We start from the raw sequence: 13213 nt of genomic DNA, 5'->3' as shown, positions 1-13213 counted from the left end.
CGGCTTCGCCGCGCTTGCGATCGCCGCTAGGCCGGCAGCGAGAACACCACACAGTCGTGCAGGCAGCCCCTCGCCGCATCGGGGGAGTCGGCGTCGCGGTGCAGCAGCGCGCGGGTGGGCGTCACCGTGAGCCGCACCGCGTCACCGGCTCCGCCTTCGGGCGACACCTCGGCCGCGCCGTCGACGATCAGCGAGTAGCCGCCCGGTTCGGCCGGGGGCCACAGCAGGGTGACGTCGCGGCGCCGGGCCAGGTTCTGCTGCGTGCGGCCGCCGATGAGACCGACCTCGAGGGCCTGTCCGCGCAACTCGGGTTCGACCGTCACGGTGTGCGAGCGGTATTCGTCGTCGACGGTGATCAGGTACGCGTACGGGTAATCGACGAGCGCGTCGGCGAGCGCCGCGAAATCGACCTTCTTCTTGCTGCGCATGATGTTCCAGGATAGGCGCGAACCGATGCGGCCCCGCGCTAGTGCGGCGCCGGGGGCGTGAGGAACCCGGCGATGCGCGAGGTGTAGCCGCGGGCGACGGCGCCGGAACTGGCGGGCCGCGTGACCGCGGTGGTGGTGTTGGAGAACCCGAGGTTTTGCAGCACCTCGTTCCAGGGCGGCAACTTCGCCACGGCCGCCGACGCGTCGGCGTGATACCCGAACATCGCCGCCACGTCCGAGGCCCACATCTGGTCGTAGGCCGCCTCGATGTCGGCGATCGCCGGGGTGTTCTGGCCCAGATGATTGTTGGCCGCCAACGCCCGCACCAGGGCCCGGTTGGCCGCCACCACCGCGGGCTGCACCGTGGCCGCCAGCGCCACCTCGAACGCGGTCGCGATGGCCGAGGCCTGGTGGGACACCTCTTCCGCCTGCGCGGCCGCCGCGGACAGCCAACTCACGTATTGGCTGGCGACGGTCATCATGGCCGCCGACGACGCGCCCTGCCACGACCCGCTGGCCAGATCCGACGTCACCGAAGAAAAGGACGACGCCGACGACGCCAACTCTCCGGCGAGCCCGTCCCACGCCGCCGCGGCAGCAAGCAGCGGCCCGGGACCAGGACCGGAGAAAATTAGTGCCGAGTTGACTTCCGGCGGCAACCACGCAAAATGCGGGTTCGTCACGGGACCCAACTTAGCTGGTATATGCCACTTTTGGTGGCGTTATTGCAAGGGCGCCGGAGCGGGCTGACGGCCCCGCACCAACTTGCCCGGACGGGCGGCGGTGGGGACGCCGTGTTCAGCGATGATTTCCCCGGACACGATCGTGGCGACATACCCGTCCGCCGTCTGGTCCAGGCGCCGCCCGCCGGCGGGCAGGTCGTAGGTGATGACCGGCTTGTGCAGGCGCAGGGCGGCGTGGTCGATGACGTTGAGATCGGCCTTGTAGCCCACGGCGATACGGCCGCGATCGCGCAGCCCGGCGATGCGCGCCGGCACCGAGGTGAGCTCGCGAACCGCCTCGGGCACCGTGAACCGTCCGGCCTTGCGGTCCCGCGCCCAGTGCGTCAGGAAGTACGTCGAGTAGCTGGCGTCGCAGATCATCCCGTAGTGCGCGCCACCGTCGCCGAGGCCCAGCACCACGTCGTCGCGGTGCAGCAGCTCCCCGACGGTGTCCAGCGAGTTGCCCTGCAGGTTGCTGGTCGCGACCAGCAGCATGGCTTTGCCGTCGTCGTCGAGCAGCCTGTCGTAGGCCTCCTCCATCGGCTCCACACCCTTGGCGCGGGCGCGGGCGCCGATGCTGGTCGACGGGTCGGGCTCGTAGTCGGGGTCCTCGCCCAGCGGGTAGATCCAGTCCCACATTTGGGCGACGTACAGGATCGGGTGGCCCTGCCCCGGCTTGTCGGCCAGGATGCGGGCGCGGACCTCGGGCTTGCGCATCTCGGCGACCCGCTCGGCCAGTGGCAGGTGCGCGATCTCGCGGTAGCTGGGGTAGAGCACGAACGGGTTCGCCGACAGTTGCAGCCCGATGATCAACCCGATGGGCCGCGGCAGCAACTGCGCGGTGATGTCCCCGCCGGCGGCGTTGGCCTTCTCGATCATGGTGATGGCGTCGGGCCACGAGGGGTCGCCCGAATTGGCGACGACGAGGGTGAAGGTCAGCGGCAGCCCGACGTCCTCGGCGACGTCGAACACCGTCTGCAGCACGGGCTGGTAGCCGCCGGCCGGGATGTCGGGGACGAACTGCAGCAGGCCGCCGCCGCCGTCCACGACGCCGCGGGCGATCTGCTCGATCTCCTCGCGGGCTGCGTCGTAACTCGGTATGGGCGAACCACTTTCGGTCTTGTGGATGGTCAACCGCGACGAGGCGAAGCCCAGCGCGCCGGCCTCGATCGCCTCCTTGGCCAGCGCCCGCATCTTCGCCAGGTCGTCCTCGGTGGCCGGCTCGCGGTCGGCGCCGCGCTGCCCCATCACGTACACGCGCAGCGGCGAGTGCGGCAGGTACGCGGCCACATCGATGTCACGCTTGCCCGCATCGAGGGCGTCCATGTATTCGGGGAAGGTTTCCCACGTCCACGGCAGGCCGTCGGTCATCACGACACCCGGGATGTCTTCGACGCCGGCCATCACGTCGACGAGGACGTCGTGGTCGGACTGGCGGCACGGCGCGAAGCCGACCCCGCAGTTGCCCATCACCACCGTCGTCACCCCGTGCGCCGACGACGGCGTCAGCCGCTCCGACCAGATGGACTGGCCGTCGTAGTGGGTGTGCAGGTCGACGAAGCCGGGCGTGACCAACAGCCCGGTGGCGTCGATCTCGCGGTTCGCCGCGGCGCCGTTCACGTCGCCGACCGCCTTGATGACGTTGTCGGCCACCGCCACGTCACCGACGTACGGCTCACCCCCCAGCCCGTCGACGATGGTGCCGTTGCGGATGATGAGGTCGTAAGTCATCCAAACAATCTACGACCGTGGCGGCGGCTCGTGCCAGGATCTTCTCCGTGATCGACCACGTGGGCATCAACTGCGCCGACTACGCAAAGTCCCAGCGGTTCTACGACGCGGTGCTGGAGACGCTGGGCTTCTCCCGGCAGCTGGATGTGGGCCCCGCCATCGGGTATGGCCGTGGGGGCAAGCCGACCTTCTGGATCTCAGGCGCGCTGGCCGGACCCAATCGCGAGGTTCACCTGGCGTTCGAGGCGCCCGACGAGGACGCCGTGCGCGCCTTCTATCGGGTGGCCGTGGAGTTGGGCGCCGAACCGCTGCACGAGCCGAGGCTCTGGCCGGAATACCACCCCGGCTACTTCGGCGCGTTCGTGCGCGACCCCGACGGCAACAACGTCGAGGCTGTCTTCCACGGCGCGCTCCCGTAGTGTCGCGAGTATGGCCCGCACCGACGATGCCGCCGTAATCCAAGACCTCCTGCGCGACGCCTTCACCCGGTTGATCGAACACGTCGACGAGATCACCGAGGGATTGACCGAGGAGGTGTCGTCCTATCGGCCGACCCCGGACGCCAACAGCATCGCGTGGCTGCTCTGGCACAGCGCGCGGGTGCAGGACCTCCAGCTGGCCGACGTGGCCGGGGTCGAGCAGGTCTGGCTGCGCGACGGGTGGGTGGACCGGTTCGGACTGGACCTGCCACAGGGCGACATGGGCTACGGGCATTCGCCCGACGACGTCGCCAAGGTGAAGGCGCCCGCGGACCTGCTGTCCGGCTACTACCACGCGGTGCACGAGCTCACCCTCGAATACCTCAGCGGGATCACCGCCGAGGAGCTAGCCCGCGTCGTGGACACCAACTGGGATCCGCCGGTGACGGCCAGCGCCCGGTTGGTCAGCATCATCGACGACTGCGCCCAGCACCTCGGGCAGGCCGCGTACGTGCGGGGGATTGCGTAGATTCGCAGGCGTGCGATTCGCGGCGAGCGTGCTGTTGTGGCTCATCACCACGCTGGCGCTGGCGGTGGCCATCCCCGCGGCGTGGACGCAGCTGCACGTCGTCGACGCCGACGGCTACGCGGCGCTGGCGCGCGGGGCGGCGGCCGACCCGGACCTGCAGTCCGCCATGGCGGCCGAACTGACCACGCGGGCAATGGCTCTCATCGCCGAACACGGCGGGGGCCGTTATCCCGTCGACAGCTCCGACGTGCACGATGCCGCCAGCGCTTTCACCGCCGGGCCAACCTTCCCGCCGCTGTTCGCCCAGGCCAACCGCGCGGCGCACGGCTGGCTGTTCGGTGACCCGGGGGGCGGCGAGAACGGCGATCAGTGGGCGGTCGACGTCGCCCCGATGCTGGGCGACGACTCGATCCGGCCGCTGCTCAGCCGTTACAACGTGACGGTTCCCGCGAAACTGGCTGTCCCGCTGACGGTTTCGATGCCACAAGCGATGCGTCAGGGGCGGCTGAGCCGGCTATCCACCTGGGGGCCGTGGGTGAGCGTGGGGGCGGCGGCGTTGTGCGGGGTCTGCGCGCTGCTCACGCTGGCCGCCGCGCGCCGGCGCGGCAAGGCGCTCAGCAGCCTGGGGGTGTCCGCCCTGCTCGTCGGCGCGGCCGGGTGGGCCGGCCTCGAGGTCGCCGGCCGCTACGTCGACAAGGCGCTCAACCGCACCACCGGCGACATCCGGCGCGTCGCCGAGGCGATGGTCGGACACGCCGAAGCCGGTCTGCACCAATGGCTCAACGTCACGCTGCTGGCCGGCGCCGCCCTGGTGGGACTCGGCGTGGTCGTCGCGATGGTCGGCAGTCTGTGGAAGAAGTCGTGAGCCGCCCCGCTACCCGAACGTGAACGAGAAGACCTGCAGGCCCTTGCTGACCCGCATGTCCAGCTGGTCGCGGTGCGCGGAGTCGTCGGCGACGATCCGGTGCAACGTGGGCGCCCCGCCGATCGGTGTGGTGGTGGTCGTGCCGTCCCGGGTCACGGTGAGCGTGCCGGTGCCGCCGATGACGGCGTAGACGTCCTTCGCGGTGTAGTTCAGCCGGACGGTGGCGTCGTCGCCCTCGGCGGTGGCGCCCTGATCGTCCAGGGTCCAGCGCCCGCGCAGGGCGAACTTGTCGTCGGCCAGGGTCGGCGGAAAGCTCAGCGTGACGGTGCCCGACGTGTAATCGCCGGTGCCGCCGTAGTTTCCGGACCTTTCGACACCGAGGTAGGTTTCGGGCGTGAGCCGGGTCTGCGGGGTGGTGTCGGCCGAACTCGTCGGCGCGGGCAGCGGCGCGCCGGGGTGGGCGTCCGCGAGCAGTTGGCGGATCAGTTTTTCGGTGCCGTCGTAGTCGCCTTCCCCGAACTTCGTGTGCCGCACTTGCCCGTTCGCGTCGATCAGGTATTCGGCCGGCCAGTACAGGTTGTGGAAGTTGTTCCACGTCGCGTAGTCGTTGTCCAGGGCGATGGGGTAGGGGATGTGCAGGTCGGCGGCGCCGCTGGCCACGTTCTCGGGGACCCGCTCGAACGCGTACTCCGGCGTATGCACCCCGATGACGACGAATCCGGCGTCGTGATACCTGTTGTACCAATCGATTACGTGCGGGATCGCGCGTTGGCAGTTGATGCACGAGTAGGCCCAGAAGTCGATCAACACGACCTTGCCGCGCACCTCGGCGGGGTCCAGCGGCTTGCCGTCCGGGGTGTTGAGCCACCCGGTGACGCCGGTCAGGGCGGGCGCGGGCCCGCACTGTTGCAGCTCGTCCGAACCGCTGGAGCAGTCGCTGAGCGCCCCCTCGACGGTGACGCTGGGCGGGCTCAGCGCCAGCCCGGTGCCGCGGTTCGGCTGCTGCGCGGGGGTGGGGTTTAGGCTGTGCCCGATGTCGTTGGCGCCCAGCTTGTTCTGCATCGCCGTCGTGTAGTCGGGGACGGCCCGCTGCAGCATCGCCGGCAGGTTGAACACCAGCGCCACGGCCAGCACGATCATCGCGATCCCGCCGGCGATCTGAATCGCACGCTGCCGTCGGCGGAACGCGGCGACGCGCTCGGCGACGCGGCGCCCGGCCAGCGCGAAGGCCAACAGCGGCACGGCATTTCCGAGGGCGAAGGTCGCGGTCAACACCAGCGCGCCCGGACCGATCGACGAGGTTCCGCCGGCGACCACGATCGCCGCGAGCACCGGACCGGCGCACGGCACGTAGAGCGCGCCCAACGTCAGACCGAGACCGAAACCGTCTGCGTTGGCGCCGATTTGGCGCTGCGGGAGGTAGGCGAACGGCCGTTCGATCAGGTGCTGCACCGGCGGGAAGATCAGCCCCAGGCCGATGAGGGTCAACACCACCAGGGCGGCCCACCGGATCGCGTCCTGCGGCAGGTGCAGCGCCGTCAGCAGCGCGGAGCCGAGCAGGGTGGCCAGGCTGAAGCTGCACACCAGCCCCGCGATCACCAGATACGGGCGGGACACCGAACTCACGCGGCGGGAGTCGGCTCGGGTACCGCCCGCACCGGACAGCAGGATCACCGGGAGCACCGGCAGGATGCACGGCGAGATGCCGGTGATCAGCCCGCCGAGAAACCCGATCAGGGCGATGGTCTGCACGCGCTATTTCCAAGGACGCGACGGGAGCATGGTTCCAGCTTTACCCGTTCGCGCCGCCGACGAGAGTGACCTCGCACAAATCACGCAACGTGCGTTATACAAATCACACGACGTGCGTTACGCTCTTCCGGTGGCGCAACTGACATTCCAGCGTGCCCGCACCGAGGAAAAGAAGCGCCAACGTGCGGAGGCCCTCGTGGAAGCCGCACGCTCGCTGGCGATGGAGACGGGCGTCGCGTCGGTCACCCTGACCGCGGTGGCGAGCCGCGCCGGAATTCACTATTCGGCGGTGCGCCGCTACTTCACCTCGCACAAGGAAGTGCTGCTGCGCCTGTCCGCCGAGGGGTGGGTGCGGTGGTCGAACACCGTGTCGGACAAGCTGGCCGAGCCCGGCGCCAAATCGCCGTCGCGCATCGCCGGGACGCTGGCCGAGGCGCTGGCCGACGATCCGCTGTTCTGCGACCTGCTGGCCAACCTGCACCTGCACCTGGAGCACGAGGTGGACGCGGAGCGGGTCATCGAGGTCAGGCGCATCAGCACCGCCGCCACGCGCTCGCTCGCCGATGCCATCGAGAGGGCGCTGCCCGAGCTCGGGCGGTCGGGGTCGCTCGACATCCTGCTGGCCGCGTACTCGCTGGCGGCCACCCTGTGGCAGGTCGCGAACCCGCCGGCGGATCTCACTGACGTCTACGCCGAGGAGCCGGAAGTGGCTCCGCCGGAGTGGAATCTGGACTTCGCGACCGCGCTGACGCGCCTGCTGACTGCCACGTGCATCGGGCTCATCGCGGAAGCCGCATGAACTCAGGGAGGGAGGCCGGTAACGCTGTGGCTTGGCGATCTTCAACCGGTGAACACGGGAAGGGACTTGGAGCGCCCATGACGACGACTGAGCCAAGGACCGAGCCGCTGCAGCAGCAGGGCTCCGCCGGCGGGGAGGGCGAAAAGGCCGCTCCGCAGCGCGCCAAGAAAAAGGGGGTTTTGGGGCGTTTCTGGCTGGTGCTCACGATCGCGGCTGTCGTCGCGCTGTCGGGTTTCGTCGTGTACCGGTTGCACGGCGTCTTCGGCGTTCACCGCGGTTCGTTCGGTGGTGGCACCTCGGGAGAGGTCCTCGACGAGTTCAACGCCAAGACGATCACGCTCCAGGTCTGGGGCCCGCCGGGCAGCACGGCGACCATCAACTACCTCGACGAAAACTCCCATCCGCAGCAGGCCCTCAACGTGCCCTTGCCCTGGAGCAAAGTATTGAGTTCAACGAAGCCCGGCATCCCGGCAAACCTGGTGGCGCAAGGCGACGGCAGTTGGATCGCCTGCCAGTTCGTGGTGAACAAGCACGACGGAAGCGGTGACGTCATCAAGACGCCGAATCGCTCGGATCCCAACCAAACCGTGAACGCCTTCGTCTATTGCCTGGACAAGTCCGCATGAGCGAGCCGGGCGAGGTTCCGCCGCGCGTCGATCAGCCGCTGATCCCGCCGTTCCTGCCGCGGATGATCCACAAGCTGGCCCTGCCGATCGTCCTGGTGTGGTTGGGCATCGTGTTCGTCACCAACACCGTGGCCCCGCAGCTGGAGGTCGTCGCCAAAACCCACTCGGTGTCGATGAGTCCGACCGACGCGGCGTCCTTCCAGTCGATGATGAAGGTCGGGTCGACGTTCAAAGAGTTCAACTCCGACAACTCGGCCATGATCCTGCTGGAGGGCGACAAGCCACTCGGGGCCGAAGCGCACCGCTACTACGACGAGATCGTCAGGCGCGTCGAGCAAGACAAGAAACACGTCCAGCACGTCCAGGATTTCTGGAGCGATCCGCTCACGGCGGCGGGTTCCCAGAGCCACGACCAAAAGGCCGCGTACGTCCAGGTTTACCTCGCCGGCAACATGGGCGGCGGCCTGGCGAACGAGTCCGCCGCGGCCGTCCGCAAGATCGTGGACTCGGTACCCGCGCCGCCGGGAATCAAGGCATACGTCACCGGCGCGGGTCCGCTGTTCGCCGATCAATCCCACGCGGGTGAGAAGGGCGTAGCGAAGGTCACGCTCGTCACGTTCTTGGTGATCATCTTGATGCTGCTGTTCGTCTATCGGTCGGCGATCACCATGCTGATCATGCTCGTCATGGTGTTCATCGAACTGGCGGCGGCCCGTGGCGTCGTCGCGGTCCTGGGAAACTACGGGATCATCGGGCTTTCCACCTTCGCCAACAACATGCTGGTGCTGATGGCGATCGCTGCCGGGACCGACTACGCGATCTTCGTGGTCGGCCGCTACCACGAGGCCCGTGGTCTGGGCGAATCGCGCGAAAAAGCGTTCTACACCATGTTCCACAGCACCGCGCATGTCGTGCTCGGGTCGGGATTGACCATCGCCGGCGCGATGTACTGCCTGAGCTTCTGCCGGCTGCCGTACTTCCAGACGCTGGGCGTGCCGTGCGCGGTCGGCATGCTGGTGGCGGTTCTAGCGGCGTTGACGCTGGGCCCGGCGGTGTTGACGGTGGCGTCGTTCTTCAAGCTCATGGACCCGAAGCGCAAGCTGCAGACCCGGGGCTGGCGTCGCATGGGCACCGCGGTGGTCCGCTGGCCCGCACCCGTTCTCGCGGTGACCATCGCGGTCGCGTTGGTCGGTCTGCTCGCCCTGCCCGGTTACAAGACGGACTACGACAACCGCCACTTCCTGCCGGCGGACACCCCGGCCAATGTCGGTTATGCCGCCGCGGATCGGCACTTCGACCAGGCTCGGCTCAATCCCGAGCTGTTGATGATCGAGACCGATCACGACCTGCGTAACCCGGCCGACTTCCTGGTCTTGGACAAGGTCGCCAAGGCGGTGTTCCACATCCCGGGTATCGGCCGGGTGCAGACCATCACCCGGCCGTTGGGCACGCCGCTCGACCACAGCACCCTCGGGTTTCAGATGGGCGCGCAAGCCGCGGGGCGGATCCAGACCCAGCACTACCAAGAGGAGCAGGCGAACAATCTGCTCAAGCAGGCCGACGAGCTGCACAAGACGATGGCAACGCTGCACGAGCAGATGCAGGTGACCCAGGATCTGAGCAACACCACGCACGAAACCACCAGGCTCACCAAGGAAACCGTGCAGATCACCGAGAGGTTGCGCGACGACATCGCCAACTTCGACGACTTCCTCCGGCCGATCCGCAGCTACTTCTACTGGGAGAAGCACTGCTACGACATCCCGGCCTGCTGGGCACTCCGGTCGGTCTTCAACGCGCTCGACGGCATCGACCAGGTGGCCGAGAACATCGTGAACCTGAGCGCGAACCTGGACAAGCTGGATCGGATCCAGCCCAAGCTGGTGGCGCTGATCCCCCCGCAGATCGAGAGCCAGCAGCGCAACCTCGACACCATCATGTCGAATTACGCGATCACACAGGGACTTAACGAACAGGCGAAAGCGCAGGCCGACAACGCCACCGCGCAGGGCGATGCCTTCGACAAGGCGAAGAACGACGACACGTTCTACCTTCCGCCGGAGGCGTTCAAGAGCCCGGATTTCGCGCGGGGTCTCAAGCAGTTCATATCGCCGAACGGGCACGCCGTCCGGCTGATCATCTCCCACGAAGGCGACCCGGCGACCCCCGAAGGCATCAACCACATCGAGCCGATCAAGCAGGCCGTGCACGAGGCGATCAAGGGCACCCCCTGGGAGGGCGCCAAGGTCTACCTCGGCGGCACCGCGGCGACGTACAAGGACATGCACGACGGCTCCGACATCGACCTGATCATCGCCGGAATCGCCGCGGCCACTTTGATTTTCGTCATCATGCTGGTGATCACCCGAAGCGTCGTGGCGGCCGTCGTGATCGTCGGCACGGTGTTGCTGTCGCTGGGCGCCTCGTTCGGACTCTCCGTGCTCTTATGGCAGTACATCCTGGGTTTGAAGTTGCACTGGATGGTGCTGGCGATGGCGGTCATCCTGCTGCTGGCGGTCGGCTCGGACTACAACCTGCTGCTGATATCGCGGTTCAAAGAGGAAATCCACGCCGGGCTCAAGACCGGGACGATCCGCGCGATGGCCGGTTCGGGCTCGGTGGTCACCTCCGCCGGTCTGGTGTTCGCCGCGACGATGGCCACGTTCATGTTCAGCCCGCTGCTGGTGATGGCCCAGGTGGGTACGACGATCGCGCTGGGTCTGCTGTTCGACACCTTGATCGTGCGGTCGTTCATGACACCGTCGCTGGCCACCTTGCTCGGGCGCTGGTTCTGGTGGCCGCAGCACGTGCGGCCACGGCCGGCCAGCACCATGCTGCGACCGTACGGACCGCGTCCCGCGGTGCGCGAGCTGATCCTCAACGACGTCGAGGAGCACCCGCCGGGCGGATTGGTACAGCCGCGCTGATCCTACAAAGCGTGAGCAGCCCGCTGCGGGTGGTCAGAAGTCCCAGTCCGCGTCCTCGGTGGCCTGGTGGGAGCCGATGACATAGGAGCTGCCCGACCCGGAGAAGAAGTCATGGTTCTCGCCGGCGCCGGGATCGAGCGCCGAGAGCACCGCTGGGTTCACCCGGCAGTCCGAGGGCCCGAACATCGGCTCGTACCCGAGGTTGGCCAGGGCCCGGTTCGCGTTGAACCGCATGTAGGGCAGTACGTCGTCGGTCCAGCCCAGGCCGTCGTACAGATCGTGGGCATAATCAATCTCGTTGGTGTACAACGCATTCAGCAGCTCGTAGGTGTACTCGCGGTGGCCGGACCGCTCTGATTCCGAAAGCTCGGCGAGTCCGCACTGACACTTGTAGCCGATGTAGAAGCCGTGCACGGCTTCGTCGCGGATGATTAGCCGGATGATGTCGGCGGTGTTGGTGAGCTTGCCGCGCGAGGACCAGTACATCGGCAGGTAGAAACCGGAGTAGAACAGAAACGATTCCAGCATGACCGACGCCGCCTTGCGTTTGAGGGCGTCGTCCCCGCGGTAATAGTCGACGACGATCTGAGCCTTGCGCTGCAGGTGCGGATTGCGCTCGGACCAGTCGAAGGCGTCGTCGATCTGGCGGGTGGAGCACAGCGTCGAAAAGATCGAACTGTAGCTCTTGGCGTGGACCGATTCCATGAACGCGATGTTGGTCAGCACCGCCTCCTCGTGGGGCGTGACCGCATCGGCGATCATCGACACCGCGCCGACGGTGGCCTGCGTCGTATCGAGCAACGTGAGCCCGGTGAACACTCGCACGGTCGTCTGCTGCTCCTGCGCGGTCAGCGTCTGCCATGACGCCGAGTCGTTGGACAGCGGCACCTTCTCCGGCAGCCAGAAGTTGCCCGTCAGCCGATCCCATACCTGCGCGTCCTTGGGGTCGGGCAGGCGATTCCAGTTGACCGCCCGCATTCGATCCACCGATCGGATGCTCATCGCGCGCCGCCGATCTCGTCGCTGCTGTGTAGCCCGGACAGGTCGCCGCGGCGAGCGGCCTCGAAGCGGACGGCGACGTCGGCCCAATTCACGATGGACCACAGCCTGTCGACGTAGTCGGCCTTGACGTTGCGGTACTGCAGGTAGAACGCGTGCTCCCAGGCGTCGAACACCAGCAGCGGAGTGCTGGTGATCGCCACGCTGACGTGGTGATCGTGAATCTGGTGCACGACCAGACGACGCCCGATCGGGTCCCACGCCAGCGCACCCCACCCCGAACCCTGCACGCTGGAGGTGGCCCCGGTCATCTCGGCGCGGAACGCCTCGAATCCGCCGAAGAACTCGTCGATGGCGGCGGCCAGTTCCCCCTCGGGCCTTTCGGCGGCCTCCGGCGAGAGATTCGTCCAAAAGATCGAGTGCAAGGCATGGCCGGCGAGGTGAAACGCCAGCGTCCGCTCCAGGCCCGGCAAGTGGGCGAGGTTGCGCTCGGCACGCGCCTCGGCGAGCTGGTCGACGGTCGAGTTGGCGCCCTTGACGTAGGCGGCGTGATGCGCGTCGTGGTGCAGCTGCATGATCTCGCCGCTGATCGCGGGCTCGAGCGCACCGTAGTCATAGGTCAGGTCGGGCAGGACGTAGTGGGGCATGGCTCTCCCTCGTCGGTGTGGGCTGTCGTCCGAACATACCGCGAGATTTCGGGTAGCCAAATAATTTGTTCCGAGGTACCGTAATTCGTGTCGGTGGGTGTACCGACAGCCACGCGGCCCGCACCGGTTCTCCGGTGCGGGCCGTACCTTTCAGTGGTGAAACGGCAGCAGGGCACACCAAAAAACTCAGCGCCCAGGAGGAGATTCCTGGGCGCTGGGTGGGTGAATACCGCTTATGCCGTGAGGATTACGACCAGTTCCACACCGACATGTCGCCGGGCGGGTAGGTGTTGCAGATGTCGGTGGCCTTGGCGACCACGCCCTTGTTGTTCCAGAAGATCTTCATGTGGTTGGGCCAGGCCAACCACAGCGGATCGGCCTGTGGCGCATAGAAGTTCTCGGAGTAGTTCCGGCGGTCGGCCGGCGACAACGCATAGAACCAGTGGGCCTTGTCGATGGCGGCCTGGTTCACGTTGGGGTGGTTGTTGAAGTCGATCATGTAGCGCTGGTAGTACACCGGGCTGGTGTCCCGGGTTGCCGCCAGGATCTGCTCAGCATCACATGTGGTGTTGATCATCCGGCGGGGGATCGGGAAGTCCTCCGTGGAGTCGGCTACCGCGGTCGACGGGAAGATCGCAGCGGTAACACCCAGAGCAAGGAACACAGCGCCTGCACGCAGGCCGGTACTCAGCCGAGACATAGCAGTTACGGTAGCACTTTTTGGCCGGACGCGGATATTTCCCAGCTGACTGCCAGGGGATCTCTAGCC

At 67.3% G+C, this 13213-nt stretch carries 12 protein-coding genes and 1 pseudogene; 6 read left to right on the top strand and 7 right to left on the bottom strand.

Annotation, left to right across the window (positions count from 1 at the left end; all coding sequences use genetic code 11):
* Positions 1-26: 26 nt before the first annotated feature.
* From K883_RS06060 to K883_RS06050, 3 genes and pseudogenes are all read right to left on the bottom strand, one after another.
* Positions 27-428: a hypothetical protein gene (locus K883_RS06060; protein ID WP_036454030.1), complete on the bottom strand. Its 402-nt coding sequence runs from the start codon at positions 426-428 to the stop codon at positions 27-29.
* Positions 429-490: 62 nt separating this feature from the next.
* Positions 491-1111 (bottom strand): annotated as a pseudogene (locus K883_RS06055) (PPE family protein); the annotation flags it as partial.
* Positions 1112-1150: 39 nt separating this feature from the next.
* Positions 1151-2881 carry an N-acyl-D-amino-acid deacylase family protein gene (locus tag K883_RS06050; protein ID WP_036454029.1) on the bottom strand — a complete coding sequence of 577 codons (1731 nt, stop codon included), beginning with the start codon at positions 2879-2881 and terminating at the stop codon, positions 1151-1153.
* Positions 2882-2928: 47 nt separating this feature from the next.
* Here K883_RS06050 and K883_RS06045 point away from each other — a divergent pair, with 47 nt between their 5' ends.
* Genes K883_RS06045 through K883_RS06035 form a run of 3 tightly spaced genes read left to right on the top strand, consistent with a single transcriptional unit; the run spans position 2929 to position 4694 of the window.
* On the top strand, positions 2929-3300 hold the full coding sequence (locus K883_RS06045) for a VOC family protein (RefSeq protein WP_008261301.1): 372 nt from the start codon (positions 2929-2931) through the stop codon (positions 3298-3300).
* Positions 3301-3310: 10 nt separating this feature from the next.
* Complete coding sequence (locus K883_RS06040; protein ID WP_008261300.1) at positions 3311-3829, top strand: mycothiol transferase; 519 nt, start codon at positions 3311-3313, stop codon at positions 3827-3829.
* A 10-nt stretch (positions 3830-3839) separates the two neighbouring features.
* Complete coding sequence (locus K883_RS06035; RefSeq protein WP_014385881.1) at positions 3840-4694, top strand: hypothetical protein; 855 nt, start codon at positions 3840-3842, stop codon at positions 4692-4694.
* Between the two features lie 9 nt (positions 4695-4703).
* Here K883_RS06035 and K883_RS06030 read toward each other — a convergent pair whose 3' ends face one another.
* Positions 4704-6446, bottom strand: a complete 1743-nt coding sequence (locus K883_RS06030; RefSeq protein ID WP_008261296.1) for a cytochrome c biogenesis protein DipZ — start codon at positions 6444-6446, stop codon at positions 4704-4706.
* A gap of 112 nt (positions 6447-6558) precedes the next feature.
* Between K883_RS06030 and K883_RS06025 the strand changes: the two genes are divergently transcribed.
* The 3 genes from K883_RS06025 to K883_RS06015 all read left to right on the top strand — a co-directional run bounded on the left by K883_RS06025 (position 6559) and on the right by K883_RS06015 (position 10798).
* Positions 6559-7245, top strand: a complete 687-nt coding sequence (locus K883_RS06025; RefSeq protein ID WP_085976859.1) for a TetR/AcrR family transcriptional regulator — start codon at positions 6559-6561, stop codon at positions 7243-7245.
* Positions 7246-7322: 77 nt separating this feature from the next.
* Entirely contained in the window at positions 7323-7871 is a 549-nt protein-coding gene (locus tag K883_RS06020; RefSeq protein ID WP_008261293.1) for an MmpS family transport accessory protein, read from the top strand.
* A complete protein-coding gene (locus K883_RS06015) occupies positions 7868-10798 on the top strand; it encodes an MMPL/RND family transporter (protein ID WP_009953516.1) in 2931 nt (976 codons plus the stop codon). The genes K883_RS06020 and K883_RS06015 overlap by 4 nt, the downstream gene beginning before the upstream one ends.
* Before the next feature lie 33 nt (positions 10799-10831).
* Here K883_RS06015 and nrdF read toward each other — a convergent pair whose 3' ends face one another.
* From nrdF to K883_RS06000, 3 genes are all read right to left on the bottom strand, one after another.
* Positions 10832-11800: a class 1b ribonucleoside-diphosphate reductase subunit beta gene (nrdF, locus tag K883_RS06010; protein WP_008261290.1), complete on the bottom strand. Its 969-nt coding sequence runs from the start codon at positions 11798-11800 to the stop codon at positions 10832-10834.
* Positions 11797-12444: a superoxide dismutase gene (locus K883_RS06005; protein ID WP_008261287.1), complete on the bottom strand. Its 648-nt coding sequence runs from the start codon at positions 12442-12444 to the stop codon at positions 11797-11799. The genes nrdF and K883_RS06005 overlap by 4 nt, the downstream gene beginning before the upstream one ends.
* A 247-nt stretch (positions 12445-12691) precedes the next feature.
* Positions 12692-13144, bottom strand: coding sequence for a DUF5078 domain-containing protein (locus K883_RS06000; protein ID WP_008261284.1), 453 nt, complete (start codon positions 13142-13144; stop codon positions 12692-12694).
* Between the last annotated feature and the right edge of the window lie 69 nt (positions 13145-13213).

It is taken from the genome of Mycobacterium sp. TKK-01-0059 (assembly GCF_000709305.1).
GTDB lineage: Bacteria > Actinomycetota > Actinomycetes > Mycobacteriales > Mycobacteriaceae > Mycobacterium > Mycobacterium intracellulare.
The sequence above is the reverse complement of the archived record's forward strand: the minus strand, read 5'-3'. Positions and strand labels throughout refer to the sequence as shown.

Excerpts from the sequence above, each read along its gene's own strand:
- K883_RS06060 (WP_036454030.1), bottom strand. The coding sequence starts at position 428 with ATGCGCAGCAAGAAGAAGGTCGATTTCGCGGCGCTCGCCGACGCGCTC.
- K883_RS06050 (WP_036454029.1), bottom strand. The coding sequence starts at position 2,881 with ATGACTTACGACCTCATCATCCGCAACGGCACCATCGTCGACGGGCTG.
- K883_RS06040 (WP_008261300.1), top strand. The coding sequence starts at position 3,311 with ATGGCCCGCACCGACGATGCCGCCGTAATCCAAGACCTCCTGCGCGAC.
- K883_RS06020 (WP_008261293.1), top strand. The coding sequence starts at position 7,323 with ATGACGACGACTGAGCCAAGGACCGAGCCGCTGCAGCAGCAGGGCTCC.
- K883_RS06015 (WP_009953516.1), top strand. The coding sequence starts at position 7,868 with ATGAGCGAGCCGGGCGAGGTTCCGCCGCGCGTCGATCAGCCGCTGATC.
- nrdF (WP_008261290.1), bottom strand. The coding sequence starts at position 11,800 with ATGAGCATCCGATCGGTGGATCGAATGCGGGCGGTCAACTGGAATCGC.
- K883_RS06005 (WP_008261287.1), bottom strand. The coding sequence starts at position 12,444 with ATGCCCCACTACGTCCTGCCCGACCTGACCTATGACTACGGTGCGCTC.
- K883_RS06000 (WP_008261284.1), bottom strand. The coding sequence starts at position 13,144 with ATGTCTCGGCTGAGTACCGGCCTGCGTGCAGGCGCTGTGTTCCTTGCT.